Source organism: Deltaproteobacteria bacterium, from assembly GCA_020845895.1.
Taxonomy (GTDB): domain Bacteria; phylum Lernaellota; class Lernaellaia; order JACKCT01; family JACKCT01; genus JADLEX01.
Window position 1 is genome coordinate 40,833 of record JADLEX010000158.1, and the last position, 19,776, is coordinate 60,608.

The window sequence follows — 19,776 nt, forward strand, 5'->3', positions numbered from 1 at the left end:
TTTGATACGCCCTCTTTTTCGATGAACCCGGGGTCGCGCACATGATGCGTTTCGTCAGACAAAAACCGTTCGCCGCGCTCGTGGCTTTTTGCGTCGTCGCGGCCGGGGCGTGGTTCGTTTACCGTTCGCTTTTCGCCGCGAGTCCGGGCGCGGGCGGCCCGCGCGGGTTCGGCCCCGCGCCGGTCGTGGTCGCCGAGGCCAAAACCGGGGAGTGGGTGGACGAGCTCGAGGCCGTGGGAACCGCGCGCTCGCGCGAGTCGGTCGCCATCACCGCCAAGGTCACCGAGACCGTGCGTCGCCTGCACTTCGACGACGGCGAGCAGGTGAAGGCCGGGGCGATTCTCGCCGAGCTCACGCGCGCCGAGGAATCGGCGCAGCTTTCGGAGGCGCTCGCCGGGCTCGAGGATGCGACGAAGGAGTATCAGCGCATTTCCAAGCTCGACTCGGCGGATCTTGTCGCCAAGACCGAGGTGCAGACGCAGACCGCGCGCTACAAAGCGGCCGACGCGCGCGTGCGCGCCATCGAGGCGCGCCTCTCGGACCGGCTGATCCGCGCGCCGTTCGCCGGGGTCGTGGGTCTGCGCAACGTGAGCCCGGGGCAACTCGTCGCGCCGGGTACGGTGGTGGCCACACTCGACGACATCAGCCGCATCAAGCTCGACTTCCAGGTGCCCGAGGTCTACATCGCCGTCGCGCGGCCGGGCCTCGACGTCATCGCGCGCTCCGAGGCGTATCGCGACCGGGAGTTTCACGGCGTCATCACGGGCATGGACACGCGCGTCGACCCCGCGACGCGAGCCTTCGCGGTGCGCGCCGAGATCCCCAACGACGACGGCGCGCTGCGCCCGGGCATGCTGCTCGCGGTCAAGATCATTCGCGAGCGCCGGCGCGCGCTCATCGTGCCCGAAGGCGCGATCGTGCAGACGCAGGACCGGCACATGGTCTTCGTCGCGACGCCCGAAAACAAGGCCGAGCAGCGGGTCGTCAAGATCGGCGCGCGCAAACCCGGCTTCGTGGAAATCACCGAGGGCCTCGTCGAGGGCGAGCAGGCGGTCGTCGAGGGCGCGATGAAATCGCGGCCCGGCGGCGACGTGGCGATTGTCGGCCGCGTGGACGCCCTGACCGGGGCGGCGCTGCCCATGCCGGACGCGGTCACGCCGTCCGCGCCGGACGCGGCGAAGGCGAAATAATCCATGTTTCTTTCCGACGTGTCCGTCCGCCGTCCGGTCCTCGCGATCGTCGTCAATCTGCTGCTCGTGATCTTCGGGGTGCTGTCGTACCTGACGCTGCCGCTGCGCGAACTGCCCGACATCGATCCGCCCGTCGTGTCGATCTCGACCATCTACACCGGCGCGTCGGCCGATATCGTCGAGGCCCGCATCACGCAGCCCGTCGAGGATCAGGTCAGCGGCATCGAGGGCATCCGCACGATCGAGTCGGTGAGCCGCGACGGCGAGTCTCAGGTCTCGATCGAGTTCAACATCGACCGCGACATCGACGCCGCGGCCAACGATGTGCGTGACCGCGTGGGTCGCATCGTGGACAACCTGCCCGAGGAGGCGAACGCCCCCGAGATCTTCAAGGTCGACGCGAACAACGACGTGATGATGTGGCTGAACTTCCAGAGTTCCACGATGGACAACCTGGAGCTCACGGACTACGCCGAGCGCTATCTCGTCGATCGCTTCTCGGTGGTGGACGGCGTGGCCCGCGTCATGGTCGGCGGCGCGCGGCGATATTCGATGCGCGTGTGGCTGCACGCCGACGCGCTCGCGGCGCGCGGCCTGACCGTGAGTGACGTCGAAGGCGCGCTGCTGCGCGAAAACGTGGAGCTGCCCGCCGGGCGCATCGAGTCGGTCGACCGCGAGTTCACGGTGCGCGTCGCGCGCTCGTATCGCGCGCCCGACGACTTCCGCGGCCTTGCCCTCAAGCGCGGCGAAGGCGGCTACATCGTGCGGCTCGGCGAGGTGGCCGACGTCGAATTCACGGCCGAGGACGAGCGCAGCGTGCTGCGCGGCAACGGTGAGTCGATGGTCGGCATCGGCATCATCCAGCAGTCCACGGCGAACGCCATTGCGGTTGCCGACGGCGTGCGCGAAGTGGCGATACAGGTCGGGACGCAGCTTCCCGAGGGCACGATCCTCGCGCCGAGCTACGATACGTCGGTCTTTATCCGCGCGGCGATCCGCGAGGTGTACGTGTCGTTTTTCATCGCGGTGGTGCTGGTCATCGCGGTGATCTATCTGTTCCTCGGCAACCTGCGCGCCACGTTGATCCCGGCGGTGGCGGTACCGGTCTCGCTGACGGCGGCGCTGATCGTGCTGTCCGTGCTCGGCTACTCGATCAACCTGTTCACGCTGCTCGCGCTGATCCTCGCGATCGGCATGGTCGTCGACGACGCCATCGTCGTGCTCGAAAACATTCACCGGCGCATGGAACTGGGCGAGCCCGCGATGCTCGCGGCGTTTCGCGGCACGCGGCAGGTGGGCTTCGCCGTCGTCGCGACGACCGCCGTGCTTTTCGCGGTCTTCATTCCCATCGCGTTTCTCACGGGCAACATCGGGCGTCTGTTCGTGGAGTTCGCCTTCGCCATGTCGGCCGCCATCGGCTTTTCCGGGCTCGTCGCGCTCACCATCACGCCGGTCATGGCGTCGCGGCTCCTGAAGCCGAACACACAGGGCAACTGGCTCACGCGGCGCATCGACCGCGACTTCGAGCGGCTCCAGCGCGCCTACCGCCGGCTGCTGGAGGGCGCGCTGCGCCGCCGCGGCCTCGTGCTGCTCGCTGGCGCGTCCACACTCGGTCTCATCGCGTGGTTCATGACGGTGATTCCCAGCGAGCTCGCACCGACCGAGGATCGCGGCGCGTTCATCGTGGTGGCCAAGGCGCCCGAGGGCGCGAGCTTCGACTACTCCATGCGCATGATGACGAAGGTGGAAAACATCCTTCTGCCGCTGCTGGAAAGCGGCGAGGTGACGCGCGTGCTCACCCGCGTTCCCGGCGGATTCGGCAGCACCGCCGTCGTCAATTCCGGCTTCGGCGTCGTGGTGATGAGCCTGTGGGAAGACCGCGCGCGCACCACGCAGGAGGTGATGGCCGAGATCACGCCGAAGCTCGGCGCGCTCACCGAGGGCCTCGCCTTTCCCGCGATGCGTCAGGGTCTCGTGCGTCGCGGCGGCTTCCAGCCCGTGCAGTTTGTCGTCGGCGGCAGCACGTATGACGAGATCGCGCGCTATCGCGACATTCTGCTCGACGCCGCGCGGCAAAACCCCGGCCTCTCGGGCGTCGATGCCGACTACAAGGAAACCAAGCCGCAACTGCTGGTCGATATCGATCGCGACCGCGCGGCGGATCTGGGCGTATCGCTCGGCGACGTGGGGCGCACGCTCGAAACGCTGCTCGGCACGCGACGCGTAACGACGATGATCGAGCGCGGCGAGGAGTACAATGTCATCCTCGCGGCGCGCGACGAGGACCGCGCCTCGCCCGCCGACATCTTCAACAACTACGTGCGCTCTCTCACCACGGGCAAGCTGATCCCGCTCTCCAACCTCGTGCGCGTGCGCGAACTGGCCGGCGCGGGCGAGCTCAACCGCTTCAACCGCTTCCGCGCCGTCACGATCTCGGCGAACCTGAATCCCGGCTACACGCTGGGCGAGGCGCTCGCGTTTTTCGAGGGCGTCGCGCGCGACAAACTCCCCACCACGGCGGCGATCGACTACAAGGGCGAATCGCGCGAGTTCAAGGAGTCGAGCCGCTCGCTGTATTTCGTCTTCGCGCTCGCGCTCGTCGTCGTCTTCCTCGTGCTCGCGGCCCAGTTCGAGAGCTTCGTGCATCCCTTCGTCATCATGCTGACCGTGCCGCTGGCCGTCGCGGGGGCGCTGGGCGGCCTGTGGATCGCGGGGAGCACGCTCAACATCTACAGCCAGATCGGCATCGTCATGCTGATCGGCCTCGCGGCGAAAAACGGCATCCTCATCGTCGAGTTCGCCAACCAGCTTCGCGACGAGGGGGCCGAGTTCACCGAGGCGCTGCTTCGCGCGTCGGCGCTGCGTCTGCGACCGATTCTCATGACGGCGCTTTCGACGGCCGTGGGCGCGGTGCCGCTCGTGATCGCGCAAGGTGCGGGCGCGGGCAGCCGCAAGACCATCGGCGTCGTCGTGTTTTTCGGCATCATGTTCGCGAGCGCGCTGACGCTCGTCGTCATCCCGGTGCTCTACGATCTGCTCGCGCGCAACACCGGCTCGCCCGGAGAAGCCGCCGCCCGCCTCGCGAAACTCCACGAGGAAACCCCCGACAACGTGGGGTGAGGGCTCTACGGCACGACATTTTCGGATATGCTTTGCGTGGCACTCCGGCGTCGCATGGCGTGCTCGGACATCGGGCCGCCGCTCGAGTCCGTGTGTCGGTTCCCTCCGTCAGGATCGAACTATGAAGAAAGAACTCGCGCGCACCGGTGGCCGTTCGGCGAAGAAAGAAATGTCGTCCAGGATCCTTCACGATCTGCGTTCGATGATCGAGTCGGCTCGGCAGCGCGCCGCGGCGGCGGTCAACGCCGAAATGGTTCTGCTCTACTGGTCGATGGGCGAACGAATCAAACGCGAACTCATCGGCGAAGGACGCGCCGCATACGGCGAGCAGATTGTCTCGACGCTGTCGAAGCAATTGTCAGCGGAATATGGACGCGGATTTTCGCGTCGGAACCTGTTCCACATGGTCAAATTCGCGGAGACGTTTCCGGACCGGCAAATAGTGCACGCACTGAGTGCACAATTGTCCTGGACCCACTTCCGGCAGATCATCTATCTCGACGATCCTCTGAAACGGGATTTCTACGCGGAGCTGTGCCGAGTCGAACGTTGGAGTACCCGCACGCTGGAGGAAAAAATCAACCGCCTGCTCTTCGAGCGCACGGCCGTCGCGAAGAAGCCGGACGATTTGATCCGCCGCGAGTTGGCGGAGCTGCGGGAGGCGGATCGCATGACTCCCGACATGGTGTTTCGCGACCCGTACGTCCTCGACTTTCTCGACCTGAAGGAGACATACAGCGAGAAAGAGCTGGAAGCGGCGATCCTGCGGGAACTCGAAGCGTTCATCCTGGAGCTTGGCATCGGTTTTTCGTTCGTCGCGCGGCAGAAGCGCATCACCGTCGACCGGGAGGACTATTACATCGACCTGCTGTTCTTCCATCGGAAAATGCGTCGGCTCGTCGCCATCGATCTCAAGCTGGACCGATTCAAGGCGGCCTACAAAGGCCAGATGGAACTCTACCTGCGGTGGTTGGAAAAGTACGAGACGCAGGACGGCGAGGACACTCCCCTCGGGCTGATCCTATGCGCTGGCAAGTCGAGCGAACACGTGGAGTTACTGCAGCTGGAAAAATCCGGAATTCGCGTGGCCGAGTACCTCACCGATCTGCCGCCGCGCGATCTGCTGGAGAAGAAGCTGCATGAGGCCATCCATCTCGCGCGCGAGCGGATGTCGAGGCCGTCGCCAGTCGAGGACCGATAGTTCGCGAACCGTCCGTTCCCTTTTCACGTCGTCGCGTCGGATCTAATCTCACGTCCATTCGGGATGAATCCCGTGCGTCCGGTCGCGGATGAAATTCCAATGGCGGGGGAATCCATGCGGTGGGGAAAACGCGCGCGCGTCGTGGTTTTGGTGTGCGTGTTGGCGGCAGCGGTCGCCGGGTGCGAGTTGTGGGCGCTCGCGAAATACAAGTGGCAACCCGTGGAGCCCGCGCGCTCGGGCGAGTTCACGATCGAGGGCGTGCGAGAGCCGATCACCATCGTCTTCGACCGTTTCGACATCCCGCACATTGACGCGAAGAACGACGCCGACCTGTTTTTCGCGATGGGCTACCTGCACGGTCGCGAGCGCCTCTTTCAGATGACCGTCATGCGCGCGCTGGCCTCGGGCCGGCTGTGCGAGCTGTTCGGCAATCAAAAGATCGTCGAGGGACCCGAAACGGACGCGGTTTTCCCCGATCTGCTCACAACGGACAAGTGGTTTCGGATCGCGGGGTTGCGCCGCCACGCGGAGCGTGCCGCGACGCAGCTATCGGGCGACGACCTCGCGACCGCGAATGCGTACGTGGCGGGCGTGAACGCCGCCGCCGCGCGCGAGCCGCTGCCGATCGAATTCACCCTGCTCGGCGTCGCTCCGGAGCCGTGGACGCTCGAAGATGTCTGGACCGTCGCACGTCTTCAGGCGTGGGCGCTGCAAACCAACATGGCGCAGGAGCTGATGCGCCTGTTGATGGCGGCGGAGCTGGGCGAGGAGGTCGCGCGCGAAACGTATCCGCTGCACGACTCGCCGGGGCCGCACATCATCGAGCGGACCGACCGCGACTATCGCGAGGAGTCGAAGACCTGGGCCGCTTCGCCCGCCGCGAAAGCCACGACCCAACCCGTCGCCGTGCCTCTGGCGAGTTCCTATCGAGATGCCGCCCTCGCCGCAGCGCAGATCGAAACCGGCGTGCGATCCGCGTGGGGTATGGCGCTGCCGGCCGCATCGAATAGCTGGACGCTCGGCCCGTCGCGCACGAAAAGCGGCGGCGCGCTCGCCGCGAACGACCCGCACCTGCAACACACGGCGCCCGCGACCTTCTACCTCGTGCATCAGCGCACGGGCGACCTCGACGCGATCGGCGCGACCATTCCCGGCGTGCCCTTCATCGTGCTCGGGCGCAATCGCGAAGTGGCGTGGACCGCGACGACGACCTTCGCCGACATGCAGGATTTGTATCTGGAAAAAGTCGATCCCACGGAGGCGCGGAACTACATCACGCCTACGGGAGCCGCGCCCTTCGTCATCGAGAACCAGACGATCCGCGTGAAGCGCGACGAGGGTGTGGGATTCGACGAAATCCCGCTCGCGATCCGGCGCACGCGCCACGGTCCCGTCATCTCCGACGCGGCGGCAAATCTGCCCAAGGACGCCGAGCACGTCATCGCGCTGCGCTCCACCATGGACGACGCCGGTGCGATGGGCGATGTGCTCGCGATGAAGAGCCTCGCCCGCGCGCGCAACGTGACCGAGTTTCGCGCCGCCTACACGCACATCGAGGTACCGGTTCAGAACTGGATGGCGGCGGACCGACATGGCGCGATCAGCTACTTTCCCGCGGGGCGCGTGCCGATCCGCGAGGGCTGGGACGGCACGAGCCCGGTGCCCGGCTGGACAGACGAATACGAGTGGCGCGGCTGGATTCCGGTCGATCGCCTGCCGCAGATCGAGAATCCCGCGTCGGGGCGCATCGTCACGGCCAACAACAAGGTCGTGCCGATCGGCGATTATCCGTGGCCGTTCAGTAACGATCCCATGCCCGCGTATCGCGCCGCGCGCATCGTGGAGATGATCGACGCCGCGCCCAAACACGACGCGACCGACGTGGCGCGGATGCAGATCGACACCTACGTGAAACAGGGGGAGCGGCTGCGTCCCTCGCTCGTCGCCGCGCTCATGAACGACAAATGGAACGAGCGCGAAGCGGCGGCGCTCGCGCGGCTGCGCGACTGGAATCTGCGCGCCGACGTGGACGAGGTCGGCGCGGCCGTGTTCTTCGCGACGTATCGGCAGGCGTGGCGCATGGCGCTCGCAGACGATCTTTCGCCCGCGGTGTTCGACCTCGTCACGCAGGCCCTCTACGCCTACGGATTCTTCGACCGGCTTTGGGACGAGTTCCCGAACGCGCGCGTCTTCGACGTGAAATCGACGCCGCAAAAAGAGACGCGCGACGACATTCTGCGCGCGGCGTTTCGCGCGGCGGTGGCGGAACTCGCCGAGGCGTTCGGCGACGACGTGAACGCGTGGACGTGGGGCCGCATGCACCAGCTCACCTTCGAGCACCCGATGGGCAGCGCCGCACCGCTAACGTCGCTCGTCAACGTCGGCCCGCGCCCGATTGCCGGCGCGCTCGACGCGGTTTTCGCCGAGGCCGGGCTCTTCCTCGGCAAGGGTAAGATCAAGGTGAATTACGGCCCCGTGTTTCGCATGGTGCACGATTTCGGCGATCCCGACGCGGGCGGCATGGTGCTCGACCTCGGTCAGTCGGGCCGCCCGGGCACGTCCACCTACGCGAACGGCGTGGAACCGTGGAGCCGCGGCGAACTGTGGCCCGTGTCGATGGATGGGGCGAAATACAACGAAGGCGCGCTGGGAACGTTGACGATCGGGCCGAAATGACGTCGAAACTCAGTCCAGAAACCGCTCCATCGCCTCGGGCGTGAAGACGCGGAACGCGCACGTGTCGCACGGACCGTCCTTGTGCGGCAGTCCGTACAGGCGCGCGCGGGCGTTCTGCGCCGCGGGGGCGTTCCACAAGGTCGCGCCGTCCTGCCGGTCGAGGTAACCCAGCTCGATGCGATGCGTGCCGCCCGCGAACATCGCCGAGCAGCAGCCGAACGCCGCGCCGTCGTGGCGGATCATCATCAACTCCAGCGGCTGCTCGCACTCGTGCACGCCAGAGGTGGGCGGCAGACGCAACGATACCCCCGTCGCGACGGCGCGTTCGCGCGCACGGTGGAACGCGGCGATGAGTTCGCCCTCGGGCAGCGCGAGCGCGGAGTTGCCCGCATGGGCGCGCGTATAGAGCTTCTCGTGCATCACGTACACGTCGGCCACGTCGTGCGCGGCCGCGAGATCGACGATGGCCGCGAGTTGGTGCGCGTTGCGCCGCGTGAGCGTCACGTTGAATGCCGCGAGCGAGTCGGGCGCGGCGGCGCGCAGCAGATCGACGCGCGCGAGCAGATCCGCCAGCGCCACGCCGCGCGTCTCGCGCAGATGCTCGTCGGTCGCCGCGTCGAGCGAAAACAGCACGCGGCCGACGCGGAGCTCACCCAACGTCGCCACGCGGCGCTCGTCCAGAAACGACGAATTCGTGATGATCTCGGTGAAGCATCCCTCGTCCGCCGCGAGACGCAAAATCGCGTCGATGTGGCGGCCCAGCAGCGGCTCGCCGTAGCCGCCGATCAACACGCGCTCGGCGGCGCGCAGCAGCGGGCGCAGATTCGGGAACGCGGCGGGGTCGAAATCGCCCGCGCGATTCGTGCGCGGATTGTAGTAATTGCGCGCGCAGCTCGCGCACTCCAGGTTGCAGCGGTTCGTCGCCTCGATCTGCACCTGCAGCGGCAGACTCGCGAGACGCACGCGCCGTTCCTTTCGCTCGCGGTCGCGCAGGTCGCAATTTTTGCGCTTCACCGCGCCCTGGGATTCGGGCGCGTCGGTAATGGCTTCGGCGGTGTTCATGTCATGTCGAGTTTATCGAGGGTGAACACGCACGGGCTGTAAGCCAACCCCGCCCCGTGCTCGCGTTCCTGATCGATCGTGATGATGAACTGGTAATCGCGTGTGTCGTAGGGGGCTTTCGCGACCCAGCTCGGGTACTCGTCGGGCCACAGGCCGACGTTGGCGTAGTAGTCGCCGCCGAGCAGGTTGAGCGATGCGAAGCGCATCTCGATGTCGTACACGCCGTCGATGTGGCGGTAGTGCTGCTGCAACCGATAATTGTTCACGCCGCCCACCAGCAGGCCGTCGTTGCGGAAAAACTGGACGCGCAGGCACGGGTCCGGCAGAGCGCCCTTGGTGCGAAATCGCATCTTGCACACCATCACGTCGCCGGGGCGAAAGTGCGTGCGCGCGTGGCCGAGCGCGTCGAGAAAACGGATGTCGAGGATCTCGGCGCCGCCGACCTTTTCGACGGGCGGCTGGAGCACCGGGTCCTTGACGATCGGCGCTTCGATACGCGCGAACCGGCGCTCGCAGTCCTCGACGTAGGCCTTGATGATGTCCTCGGTGCGGCCGACCATCGCGGCCTTGCCGTCTTCGAGCAGCACGAGCCGGTCGCAAAACGTCGCCACGTCCGAGAGGTTGTGGCTCGTGATGACGATGGTTTTACCGCCGTCGCGAAAATCGCGGATCGCCTTGATGCACTTGCGCTGAAACAGAAAATCGCCGACGGCGAGGATCTCGTCCACCACGAGCACGTCGAAGGGAATGTGGATCGCGACGGAAAACCCGAGACGGATCTGCATGCCGGTCGAGTACGTCTTGAAGGGGTGCTCGATGCGATCGCCGAGGCCGGAGAATTCGACGATGCGCGGCATCAGATCGCGCGCCTCGGTCGGCGACAGGCCGTGCAGCGAGCACTTGGAGAGCACGTTTTCGACGCCCGAGAAATCGCCGTTGAACCCCGTGCCCGGATCGAGGATGTAGCTGACGCGCCCCTCGACGCGCACCTCGCCCGACGTGGGGTGCGTAGTGCCGGCCAGCACCTTCAGCAGCGTGCTCTTGCCCGAGCCGTTGTCGCCGATGACGCCCAGGCACTCGCCGGACGCGACGGAAAGGCTCACGCCGGCCAGCGCCCGCTTGGAGTCGTGGTACGACTTCTGCCCGAGCACGAGCACTTCCTTGAGCCGCTGCCCGCGCCGCGAATAGATCTGGTAGTCCTTGACGAGATTCTGGACTTCGATAACCGCCATCACGCCCGTTTCGATCAGGTTCGCGCCAGCATAGCGGACGGGCGCGCGCGCCCGCTAGGGGGTTGCGAAAGGAGGCGTTCCGATCGCTCTTGAAGGTACAATATATAAGTTGTAGGATGCGGGCATGAGGGTGAGGGATCTGATCCGCGAACTCGAGCAACGGGGCTGGCACCTCGACCGCATCAAAGGTTCGCATCACGTCCTTCGCCATGAGCAATCCACCCGACCGGTCGTCGTGCCGGTGCACGGCAGCGAGATCTCGAACTTCAAGGCGCAATTGATTTTGAAACAGGCGGCGGATGCCTTGAAGGGAAGATGAGTGCGATGTGAGGACCGCCGCGGCGGGACCGCGAGGAGCGAGCGATGAACGACATCACAGGATACTGGGCCGTTCTCTACGAGGACCCGGAAGACGGGACCATCGTCGTCGAATTTCCCGACCACCCGACGGTCATCACATACGGAAACGATCGCGAAGACGCGATCGAAATGGGCCGGGAAGCTCTGAACGCGGCGCTCGAATCCGACTACGATCGCCACGTATCGCTGCCGGTACCGTGCAATAAGCCTCGCGCGAAGAAGGGTCAGGAGTTCGTGTTCATCTCGCTCGAACCCGAGGTGCGCACGGCCTTTCTCGTCCGCGGATGGCGCGAGGCGAGTGGCCTCAGCCAGTCTCAAATGGCGAAACGGATGGGCATTTCCACGCAGGCATACCAGCGTATGGAGCGCCCGGGGCGGTCCAACCTGACCGTTGCCACGCTCGATCGGATCGCGCACGCCGTCGGAAAGCGACTCGTCCTGCACGCCGAGTAGGCGGTTCGCCTTCGATCAGGGATTGACGCCCGCGGCCCGCGCATCCAGCACGCGCAGTCCGCCGAGAAACGCGACGATGCTGTGCTGGTTGAAATCGACCCGCACCGTGTTGTCCACAAGGCCGCCGCGGATGCCGCCGCGCGCCTTCTCCGGATTCTTTACGAAGTAGGAATTCTCCGGCCCGTACTGGTTGTTCATGATGAACCGGCACGCGGCCAGCACGTTGTCGCCGATCGCCCCGGCGCGCGCGTCGCCCAGCGCGTGGGCGAGATCGAAGGCCGCGGCCATCGCCTCGGTTCGCGCGGCGGCCGGGGTCGCGCGCGGCGGCGTGCTGTTGTCGTAGCCGCCCCAGTAGTCGCGATAGTCCTCGGTCTCGGGGTCCTGGGCCGTGTACTGATGCTTCAGATGATACTCCGCCATGGCGAAAACGGCGCGCGCCCAGCGCGGTTCGCCGGGCTCGATGCGCGCGAGCCGCGACAGCGCCTGAATGCACCAGTGATCGGGCACGCCCGACTGCTCGAACTCCGCGATCTGCCGCGTCGCCGCGCGCTTCGCCGATTCGAGCCGGCGCGCTTCGCCCGTCCATTCGTAATAACGCACCAGCGCCAGCAGGCTCTCGCCCGGGAAATACAGCGGCGGCTTGCTCGGTTTCCAGCCCGCGAGCTTCATTTCATACGTCGTGTAGTACGTGCCGTCGTCCATCTGCATAAGCACCAGAAAATCGGCGAGCCGCCGCGCGATGTCGCGCTCCGCGTCGGTCACAATGCCGCGCGGCTTTTCGCAAAGCGCCAGCAGACCGAGCGAACTCGCGCCCAGAATCGACAGCCCGTTCTGACGCACCGAGAGTGCATCCGCCGCGAAGAGCGGCGCACGCGTGATCGACCACATGTAGCTCGCCGATCGCTCCGCCGCGTCGAGGCGGCGCGCGTCGGGCAGCATGTTGTGCGCGGCGTAGAGCCCGTAGGCCGCCGCCGCGTGGCGCACCACGCCGTAATGCAGCGGAAAATTTTCGGCGTCGCGGACGGGATAGTAGAGATAGGTGAACTTGCCTTCGTCGCTTGTCGTGCGCACCACCCAGTCCGTCGCCTCGGCGGTGGCGAGCGCGAGCTCGTCGCGCGTGGGCGGGCCGTCTTTCGGCGCGAGACTGCGATAAAGCGCGCGCGGCTCGGCGTTCATCGCGTCCTGAATGAACGACGCCGTGCGGAACGTGTACAGGTTCGCGTGCTGCCAGCCGTCTGCGCCGCGCCCGGCCGCACGGCCCAGCAGGGCCATCTGCTTTTCGAGACGACGGCGCTTGCGTCCCTCGCCTTCGCCCACGTCCCAGTCGTTCACGATGATGTCCCACGGCGGCTGCACCACCAGCTCGCCGTCCTTTTGCAGGATCAGCCCGTCGAGCCCCGTTTCGATGTCGAGCTTTTTCGCCTCGCTCCTGGTCTTCAACGTGCGCAGCGATGTGAGCAGGTCGATCTTCACGTGCGCTTGGTCGGCGACCGCGCGCAGTCTCGCGGCGTCGGGGTGCGTGCGCAGGCGCGAAACTGCCTGTGCCCACGCCTCCGGCGCGTCGTCGAGTTCGCTTTGCACGAAAATCGGATCCAGCGGCGGCGCGAAGACGGAGAGAAAGACGATCGTGCGTCCCGCGAGCGGCGCGGGCGGGCGATCGGCCACGGCGGCGGGATCGCGCAGCGCGGCGCGCACGGCCTCGGCCATGGCGCGGCGGTTGGCGTCGGACAGGCCGAAACGCGTTTTGATACGCTCGATGCGCGGCAGATCGGTGATGTCCGCCGCGGGCCACGGATGCCACCACCATGACAACGCGAACGCGATGACGGCGAGAACGGAGAGAATCGCGCGGCGCTTTGTCATGGTCGGGCGTTCGGTCATGGTCCGGCGATCTTAGGGACGGGTGCGCGCGGCGCAAGGGGCTGAGGTGTCGAAGCAGTGGCGAGCCATCGGTACGGTGCGTATACTGTCGACGATCCCGCTTTCAAACGTGGAGAGCGCTAGATGCTCAAGAGGCTTCAGCTTGTCGGCGTCGGGCCCGCGCCCCGGATGCAGGTCGAATTCGGCGATCGACTCAATCTTCTCACCGGCGACAACGGGCTGGGCAAGTCCTTTCTGCTTGATGCCGCGTGGTGGGCGCTGACCCGAAACTGGGCGGGAAATGCCGCGCGACCGCGTGACGAGGCCCCCACGGCCTCGATAGCCGTGAGAGTCAAAGCCAGAACAAACGCTGTTGAAACCAAGTGGGTGTTTCGACACCCACAGCAATCGTGGGTGAAATCCCAAGGACGACCGGTCATGCCGGGAGTCGTTGTGTACGCCCGCGTGGATGGGGGATTTTCCGTTTGGGATCCGACGCGTCACTATTGGCGGATAGCGCCATCCGTCGGCGTGGATGACCCCGATCGACTCCCCGCACTTCACTTCGAATCCTCGGCTTTGTGGAACGGACTCGAAAAAAACGGACGAAGGACTTGCGAGGGACTCATTCGCGATTGGGTGCTCTGGCAGACGTCCAACGATTCGAGTTTGTTCGACAATTTGAAACAGGTGCTTCGCGCACTGTCATCCCCCGAGGAACCGATCGAACCGGATCAGCCGGTACGGGTCTCCCTCGATGATGGCTTTGACACGCCGACCATTCGCACGAGCTACGACCGTCGGGTTCCATTGACGCACGCGTCGGCGGCCGTTCGAAGAGTCTGTGGACTTGCGTATCTGCTCGTATGGGCCTGGCGCGAACACATCAAGGGCTCAAAGGTTCTTCGAAAGAGACCGGAGAATCGACTCGTTCTGCTAATTGACGAACCGGAGACGCACCTGCATCCCAAATGGCAACGAGCAATCATCCCGGCGGTCTTCCGCGCCGCGAAAGCCATGATGCAGCTCGAGCAGGTGAAGATCCAACTGATCGCGGCCACGCATTCTCCGCTCGTTTTGGCGTCCGTCGAACCCGAGTTCGATCCCAAAACGGATTCGCTGATCGACCTTCAGATCGTTCCCCCGAAGAACGGCGGATTCGCGAAAGTCGAAGCCAATACCGTCGAGTGGCAACGGCGCGGCGACGTGACCGCTTGGCTGACAAGCGAAATCTTCGAACTGCGTCAGGCGCGCTCCCGCGAAGCGGAAGAGGCCATCGAGCAGGCGTCCAAATTGCTGTCGGCGTCGCCTCCGGATTCGAAAGCTCTGAAAGAACTCGACCGACGTCTGCGAAAACTACTCGGAGAACTGGATTCGTTCTGGATCGGGTGGCGATACGCGGGAGAGAAGGGCGGCTGGTTGAAGCGAAACGGCTCCGTGAAATGATTCCCGTACGTCGCCGACCCGAGCCGGCGTCGTTCGACGCAATGGTGCGCCAACCGGGCTCGGCGTGGTTGCGAAGCGTGGGTATCAGCCCCACCGATTGGAAGCCGGGATCAAGGATCTGGCGCAAGTGCCTGGACGACCTGCACCGCGAGTATGCGGGAGTCTGCGCGTATCTGTGCATCTTCATCGAGCCGGTGACCGGCGCGAAATCCGTGGACCACTTTGTCCCCAAATCGATCGATCCGAACCTCGCCTTTGAGTGGTCAAATTATCGACTCGCATGCATGACGATGAACGGTCGCAAGAGCAAACGCTCTGTTCCGCTCGATCCGTTCCGCTTGCGTCGCGAGACGTTTCACCTGGAACTCGTCACGGGGCGGATTTATCCGAACCCCGACCGATCCATGATCCTTCGGAGAAAGGCGCAGGCCATGATCGACCTGCTCGGCCTGGATGACGGAGAATGTCGAGCCATCCGTGCAGCGTGGTGGAACCGCTACATCTTGTGCTTTTCATGTCCTAGCGGTTCCACGTATCTTCGAGACAGTGCCCCATTCGTCTATTCCGAGGCTAAACGTCAGGGAATGCTGTAACTCAGCGCCTCACACCTTCTTTCGCGTCCACGCGCCGAGCGAAAACACGAACGCGAGCACGACGCCCTTGGCGATGGTGGAGATGGAGATCGCCCACCACACGCCGTCGACGCCGATCATCGGCTCCAGCCACGCAGCCAACGGCGCACGGGCGAGCGTGAGCGGAATGACGATCGCCATCGGCACCCAGGTGTAGCCCGCGCCGGAGAACACGCCGATCAGCACGAGTTCGCACGCCATGAAGATCTGGGACCAGCCCACGATGCGCAGATAGCCCGACGACGCCTCGATCACCGCGGGGTCGCTCGCGAACACCGACGCCACGACATGCGGTGCGAAGATCAGCGCGGCGGCGTAGATCGACGCGGGAATCGCCAGCAGGCCCAGCGCCGTCCATCCCGCGGCCATGGCGCGGCGCGGATTTTTCGCGCCGAGGTTCTGCCCGACGATGGGCCGGATCGTCGCGCCCATGCCCATCGAGCCGAAAAAGATGAGCCCTTCCACCGTGTGGCCGATGCGCAGCGCCGCGACGTTTTCGGTGCCGTGCGCCGTGGTGTAGCGCGTCAGGAACATGTACACGAGCGGAAACAGCACGCCCTCCACCGCCTGCGGCAGGCCGATCACGCAGATGCGCCCGAATACGTTCCAGTCGGGCCATGGGCGACCATGCGCGCGCACGGTGAAACCGTGGGGCTTGGGCCACAACAAAATCGTCAGCGCGACGGCGACGTAGGCGACGCGCGACGCGGCGAACGCGATGCCCGCGCCCTCGGTGCCGAGTTTCGGCGCGCCGAGATTTCCGAACATGAAGACCCAGTCGAAGACAAAGGTGACGACGAGCGCGAGCACCATGAGCTGCATGGGACGCACCGTGTCGCCGGTCGCAAAAAAGATCTGGCCCGACGTGAGAAACAGGAACGCGAACGGCGCGGACGCAAGCACCCAGCGCAGGTACGACCACCCCACCGCGTGCACCTCGGGCGTGACCTTCATGAGGCGCGCGAAAATGTCGGGCGCGAAGTGCCACGTCACCGCGCCGTACACGATCGAAACGAGCACGGTGAGCAACAGGCTCTGATACGCGGTGCGCTCGGCCTCGTGGATGTCGTGCTCGCCGATACGCCGCGACACGATGGCGGCGGTGCCCATCGACACGAGGTTCGCGAAACCGAAGACCATCCACATGAGGAACGCGCCGGTGGAGAGGCCCGCCAGCGCGACGTCGCCCAGCCGCCCGGCGAACGCGGTGTCCACGAAGTTGAAGCCCCAGATCAGATACATCATGCCCATCGCCGGGGCGGCGAGGTGCGTGATGAGCCGCCACGGGGGCTCGACCCCGGTGATGCGTTTGGTATGGGCGATGAGTTTTTTCATGCGGCGGCGGAGTCTAGCAGCGGTGGGGAAACGGCGAAATGGCGGGGTCGAATTGCGCGGACGGTGTTTCGTGAACACCTGCGCGGCGGACGGGGGAACGAAATCGGCGTGACAAGGACCACTATTGAGACCATAATTGAGACTGAATAGAAACTCCGGAGTGCCCCCATGCGTTCGCTACGACTCAATGAGGATGTGGTTCCGGCGAAGGACTTCAAAGCCCGGCTCTCGGCGTGGCTCGCGCATGTGTCGAAGACTCGCCGCCCTCTCCTGATCACGCTCAACGGCAAGCCTGCCGGCGTTCTGATCGATCCGCGCGACTTCGACGAAGCACAGGAACGCGCTCGTTTCCACGAAGCTGTGCGTCAGGGTATGGACGACGCCGAGGCGGGCCGGTTCGTGACCGATCGCGAACTGGACGCTTTGCTCGATGCCGCGATCGAGAAGGGACGCCGATGAACGTCCGCTGGACGCGGCGCGCCGCCTTCGACCTCGCGGCAATTGCCACGTTCATCGTCGCGGACAACCCGGTCGCGGCGAAGCGGCTGGTAAAATCCATCCGCGCCTCCGCGAAGAAACTCGCGCGGTTTCCGCGGATGGGCCGCGTCGTCCCTGAATTCGGGGACGAGACGGTCCGTGAGATCGTCGTCGGGAACTACCGCATCGTTTATCGCATCGGGGAGAAAACAATCGACGTCCTCACGGTTTTCGAGGGACATCGGTTGATGCCGGTCGATCTTCGCGCACCGGACGGGTCCGACTGATCGAGCGGCCATCGCCCCCGCATGAACCTCGCCGAAATCATCTTGCCCGCGCCGGCAACTGTGGTACGTTTCCGCGATGATGAATGAAATCGCCGACCATGGCCTCGGTCGACCGCTCGCGGGCGTGCGCGTCGTCAACACCCGCGCGGCGGATCAGGCCGGTCCGCTCACCGAGCGCCTCGGGGCGCTGGGCGCGATCGTCCACGAACTTCCCTTGATCCGCATCGCGCCGCCCGACGATCCGGGCGCACTGGTCCGCGCGGTGGCGCGTCTCGAAAACTACGACTGGATCGTGTTCACGAGCGTGAACGCGGTCGAGGCGCTATGGCGCGCCGTGAAGGAAAACGACATGTGCGCCGCGGACCTGCTGGGCGTGCAGATCGCGGCGGTGGGCGCGGCGACGGCGGCGCGGCTCACGGAGCTTGGCATCCGCGTGGATGTCGTGCCCGAACACTTCGCGGCCGAATCGCTGATTCCCGCGCTCAAGGAGGCGACCGATCCGGAGCGGCTACGCTTCCTGCTTCCGCGCGGCGACCTCGCCCGCTCGTTCCTGCCCGAGGCCCTGCGCGATCTGGGCGCGGCGGTGGATGAGATCGTCGCGTACCGCACCGTGCCCGACGAGTCGTCCGCGCTGCGCCTGCGCGAACTGGTCGCCGCGGGCGAGGCCGACGCGGTGGTGTTCACCAGCTCGTCCACCGTGGAAAACTTCGTCGCTATGCTCGGCGCGCCGCTCGCCCGCGAGATCTCCTCGCGCGCGGTGTTCGCTTCGATCGGTCCGCAAACCAGCAAGACCCTTGCCGATTTCGGGTTGCCGTGCGCGGTCGAGGCCGTTCCCCACGATGTCCCCGGCCTTGCGGACGCGCTGGCCCGGCACTTCGCGCGACGCTGATCCCAAATTCCACGCGCGTTCGTCGCGTAGCCCACCAAAGGTTGGATTTGTCCGTCGCGAAGGTTGACCTCTTCGACCACGACCGTTTAAAAACCTCGGTCATGTCTGTCTCGGGACGATCTATAAAACGCATCGCGTCGCTCCTCGCGGCGATCGCCGTCCTGGCGATCAGTTTCCCCCACGTGGACGCCTGCCGGAACTCGGACGCCGAGATGGCGCTGTGTTGCCCGCCCGAAGGCTGCCATCCGGGGGCCGCCGGCGGCGGACCTGATGCCTCGGACGGTGGACACGAGGCTGCGGACGACGGCGCTCACGCGAGTTGCTGCGCACTTCACCACATCATGATCGCCTCGGGCGCGTACGTCGCACCGAAGGACATCCCGACCGATCACGCGCCCGGAGGTTCGGTCCACCTCGATTCCGCGTTCGTTCCAGCTCCCGAACGCCCGCCCGCCTTCGCCTGATCTGAATCCCGACAAATTGCCCTTCATGCCGCGTTGACGGCCCCAAGCCGTTCGTCGTGCGTTCGCGCGCGTCGGAACGACCTGGTCGCGAATCATCCCTGACCGTACGGCGCATTTGCGCTGTTCGCGGAGGTCGCGTTGTTGCAGGTCCGTTGCCTCTTTCGAATTTCGTTGTGCCTTCTCGCGCTCGCCTCCTCGGCCCGTGCCGCCGACGACGCCGCGCAGCCCGACATCGTGAGTTGGGCCGAGGTCCGCGCACTCGCCGAGGACGATCCCGGATCGCACCTCGCGCGAAGTCGTATCGATCTGGCGGCGTCGGAACGGGCCGAGGCGCGTCGCTATCCGAACCCCGAGGTGTCGGTCCGATACGGACGCGGCGAACCCGCCGACGAGTCGGAAGACGACGGCGCGGTCTGGGCCGTGGACGCTGAGATCCCGATCGAATGGATCGGAACGCGGCATCACCGGTCGAAAGCCGCCCGGCTGGGCGCGAATGCCGCCGAGTTCGAGTCGCGCGCCGATCGCCTCGTCGTCCTCCACGAGTTGCGCGCACTCTACGTCGGCGCGGCGCACGATCAGGCGTTATTGGACGAATTGCGCGAGGGGCTTCGCCACCACGAGGCGGCGCGCGACGCGGTCCGCCTGCGCGTCGAAAAGGGCGAGGCGCGCCCGGTCGAGCTCGAACGCATGGAGGCGAGTCTCGCCGAGGCGCGGGCCGAACTGCGGATCGCCGAGGCCGATGCGGCCGGACGCCGGGCGGCGCTCGCATCGCGGATGGGGCGGGATCCCGCGCGCGAGTTTCGCGTCGCGTACGATCTGCGCGAGCGGCCCCAGGTTCCGCCGCTTGATACAATCCGGGCGAAGGTCCAAGCCGAGAACCCCGCGGTTCGCGCGGCGGCACTGCGTTCGGAGCAGTCGGACGCGCTGGTCGCGGTCGAGCGGAACGGAGCGTTTCCCGAACTGGAAATCGGCGGATTCTACGACGCGGACCTCGATGCGCGCTCCTACGGCGGTCTCGTCACCGTGGAACTTCCCTTGTGGAACTGGAACCGCGCCCCCGTGCGCCGCGCGCGGGCCGAGCGCGAATCCGCC

General features: G+C 65.8%; 17 protein-coding genes. 13 read left to right on the top strand and 4 right to left on the bottom strand.

What is annotated here, in order from left to right:
• Positions 1-44 precede the first annotated feature (44 nt).
• From IT350_20525 to IT350_20540, 4 genes are all read left to right on the top strand, one after another.
• Complete coding sequence (locus IT350_20525; GenBank protein ID MCC6160450.1) at positions 45-1,190, top strand: efflux RND transporter periplasmic adaptor subunit; 1,146 nt, start codon at positions 45-47, stop codon at positions 1,188-1,190.
• A 3-nt stretch (positions 1,191-1,193) separates the two neighbouring features.
• Positions 1,194-4,310 carry an efflux RND transporter permease subunit gene (locus tag IT350_20530; GenBank protein ID MCC6160451.1) on the top strand — a complete coding sequence of 1,039 codons (3,117 nt, stop codon included), beginning with the start codon at positions 1,194-1,196 and terminating at the stop codon, positions 4,308-4,310.
• A 121-nt stretch (positions 4,311-4,431) separates the two neighbouring features.
• Positions 4,432-5,511: a DUF1016 family protein gene (locus IT350_20535; GenBank protein ID MCC6160452.1), complete on the top strand. Its 1,080-nt coding sequence runs from the start codon at positions 4,432-4,434 to the stop codon at positions 5,509-5,511.
• 114 nt (positions 5,512-5,625) lie between these two features.
• Positions 5,626-8,187 carry a penicillin acylase family protein gene (locus tag IT350_20540; protein ID MCC6160453.1) on the top strand — a complete coding sequence of 854 codons (2,562 nt, stop codon included), beginning with the start codon at positions 5,626-5,628 and terminating at the stop codon, positions 8,185-8,187.
• 9 nt (positions 8,188-8,196) lie between these two features.
• On the opposite strand, the gene IT350_20545 is transcribed toward IT350_20540, so the two are convergent.
• Both IT350_20545 and IT350_20550 read right to left on the bottom strand, forming a co-directional pair.
• Positions 8,197-9,249 (bottom strand): radical SAM protein, encoded by a 1,053-nt coding sequence (locus IT350_20545; GenBank protein MCC6160454.1) that lies wholly within the window; start codon positions 9,247-9,249, stop codon positions 8,197-8,199.
• A complete protein-coding gene (locus IT350_20550) occupies positions 9,246-10,481 on the bottom strand; it encodes an ABC transporter ATP-binding protein (GenBank protein MCC6160455.1) in 1,236 nt (411 codons plus the stop codon). The genes IT350_20545 and IT350_20550 overlap by 4 nt, the downstream gene beginning before the upstream one ends.
• A gap of 130 nt (positions 10,482-10,611) precedes the next feature.
• Between IT350_20550 and IT350_20555 the strand changes: the two genes are divergently transcribed.
• Positions 10,612-10,800 carry a type II toxin-antitoxin system HicA family toxin gene (locus IT350_20555; GenBank protein ID MCC6160456.1) on the top strand — a complete coding sequence of 63 codons (189 nt, stop codon included), beginning with the start codon at positions 10,612-10,614 and terminating at the stop codon, positions 10,798-10,800.
• Between the two features lie 44 nt (positions 10,801-10,844).
• On the top strand, positions 10,845-11,294 hold the full coding sequence (locus IT350_20560) for a type II toxin-antitoxin system HicB family antitoxin (GenBank protein MCC6160457.1): 450 nt from the start codon (positions 10,845-10,847) through the stop codon (positions 11,292-11,294).
• A 15-nt stretch (positions 11,295-11,309) separates the two neighbouring features.
• Here IT350_20560 and IT350_20565 read toward each other — a convergent pair whose 3' ends face one another.
• Positions 11,310-13,157: a hypothetical protein gene (locus IT350_20565; GenBank protein ID MCC6160458.1), complete on the bottom strand. Its 1,848-nt coding sequence runs from the start codon at positions 13,155-13,157 to the stop codon at positions 11,310-11,312.
• Positions 13,158-13,298: 141 nt separating this feature from the next.
• On the opposite strand from IT350_20565, the gene IT350_20570 reads away from it, so the two are divergent.
• Together IT350_20570 and IT350_20575 are read left to right on the top strand one after the other, a co-directional pair.
• The gene (locus tag IT350_20570; protein MCC6160459.1) at positions 13,299-14,600 is read left to right on the top strand and encodes an AAA family ATPase; all 1,302 of its coding nucleotides are present in this window, start codon (positions 13,299-13,301) and stop codon (positions 14,598-14,600) included.
• Positions 14,597-15,193 (top strand): hypothetical protein, encoded by a 597-nt coding sequence (locus IT350_20575; GenBank protein ID MCC6160460.1) that lies wholly within the window; start codon positions 14,597-14,599, stop codon positions 15,191-15,193. Before IT350_20570 ends, IT350_20575 begins: the two co-directional genes overlap by 4 nt.
• 9 nt (positions 15,194-15,202) lie before the next feature.
• On the opposite strand, the gene IT350_20580 is transcribed toward IT350_20575, so the two are convergent.
• Positions 15,203-16,567, bottom strand: a complete 1,365-nt coding sequence (locus IT350_20580) for an MATE family efflux transporter (GenBank protein ID MCC6160461.1) — start codon at positions 16,565-16,567, stop codon at positions 15,203-15,205.
• Positions 16,568-16,735: 168 nt separating this feature from the next.
• On the opposite strand from IT350_20580, the gene IT350_20585 reads away from it, so the two are divergent.
• The 5 genes from IT350_20585 to IT350_20605 all read left to right on the top strand — a co-directional run.
• Positions 16,736-17,026, top strand: a complete 291-nt coding sequence (locus tag IT350_20585) for a type II toxin-antitoxin system Phd/YefM family antitoxin (GenBank protein ID MCC6160462.1) — start codon at positions 16,736-16,738, stop codon at positions 17,024-17,026.
• A complete protein-coding gene (locus IT350_20590) occupies positions 17,023-17,331 on the top strand; it encodes a type II toxin-antitoxin system RelE/ParE family toxin (GenBank protein ID MCC6160463.1) in 309 nt (102 codons plus the stop codon). The genes IT350_20585 and IT350_20590 overlap by 4 nt, the downstream gene beginning before the upstream one ends.
• Positions 17,332-17,407: 76 nt before the next feature.
• Positions 17,408-18,220 carry a uroporphyrinogen-III synthase gene (locus IT350_20595; GenBank protein MCC6160464.1) on the top strand — a complete coding sequence of 271 codons (813 nt, stop codon included), beginning with the start codon at positions 17,408-17,410 and terminating at the stop codon, positions 18,218-18,220.
• Between the two features lie 101 nt (positions 18,221-18,321).
• Positions 18,322-18,684 carry a hypothetical protein gene (locus tag IT350_20600; protein ID MCC6160465.1) on the top strand — a complete coding sequence of 121 codons (363 nt, stop codon included), beginning with the start codon at positions 18,322-18,324 and terminating at the stop codon, positions 18,682-18,684.
• Between the two features lie 138 nt (positions 18,685-18,822).
• A partial coding sequence (locus tag IT350_20605) for a TolC family protein (protein ID MCC6160466.1) occupies positions 18,823-19,776 on the top strand: 954 nt, incomplete at its 3' end.

What these genes read in the sequence shown, in the direction of transcription:
- IT350_20575 (MCC6160460.1), top strand. Translation starts at nt 14,597, where the DNA reads ATGATTCCCGTACGTCGCCGACCCGAGCCGGCGTCGTTCGACGCAATG.
- IT350_20525 (MCC6160450.1), top strand. Translation starts at nt 45, where the DNA reads ATGCGTTTCGTCAGACAAAAACCGTTCGCCGCGCTCGTGGCTTTTTGC.
- IT350_20585 (MCC6160462.1), top strand. Translation starts at nt 16,736, where the DNA reads ATGCGTTCGCTACGACTCAATGAGGATGTGGTTCCGGCGAAGGACTTC.
- IT350_20600 (MCC6160465.1), top strand. Translation starts at nt 18,322, where the DNA reads ATGTCTGTCTCGGGACGATCTATAAAACGCATCGCGTCGCTCCTCGCG.
- IT350_20535 (MCC6160452.1), top strand. Translation starts at nt 4,432, where the DNA reads ATGAAGAAAGAACTCGCGCGCACCGGTGGCCGTTCGGCGAAGAAAGAA.
- IT350_20545 (MCC6160454.1), bottom strand. Translation starts at nt 9,249, where the DNA reads ATGAACACCGCCGAAGCCATTACCGACGCGCCCGAATCCCAGGGCGCG.
- IT350_20530 (MCC6160451.1), top strand. Translation starts at nt 1,194, where the DNA reads ATGTTTCTTTCCGACGTGTCCGTCCGCCGTCCGGTCCTCGCGATCGTC.
- IT350_20595 (MCC6160464.1), top strand. Translation starts at nt 17,408, where the DNA reads ATGATGAATGAAATCGCCGACCATGGCCTCGGTCGACCGCTCGCGGGC.
- IT350_20540 (MCC6160453.1), top strand. Translation starts at nt 5,626, where the DNA reads ATGCGGTGGGGAAAACGCGCGCGCGTCGTGGTTTTGGTGTGCGTGTTG.
- IT350_20580 (MCC6160461.1), bottom strand. Translation starts at nt 16,567, where the DNA reads ATGAAAAAACTCATCGCCCATACCAAACGCATCACCGGGGTCGAGCCC.
- IT350_20590 (MCC6160463.1), top strand. Translation starts at nt 17,023, where the DNA reads ATGAACGTCCGCTGGACGCGGCGCGCCGCCTTCGACCTCGCGGCAATT.
- IT350_20565 (MCC6160458.1), bottom strand. Translation starts at nt 13,157, where the DNA reads ATGACAAAGCGCCGCGCGATTCTCTCCGTTCTCGCCGTCATCGCGTTC.
- IT350_20560 (MCC6160457.1), top strand. Translation starts at nt 10,845, where the DNA reads ATGAACGACATCACAGGATACTGGGCCGTTCTCTACGAGGACCCGGAA.
- IT350_20550 (MCC6160455.1), bottom strand. Translation starts at nt 10,481, where the DNA reads ATGGCGGTTATCGAAGTCCAGAATCTCGTCAAGGACTACCAGATCTAT.
- IT350_20570 (MCC6160459.1), top strand. Translation starts at nt 13,299, where the DNA reads ATGCTCAAGAGGCTTCAGCTTGTCGGCGTCGGGCCCGCGCCCCGGATG.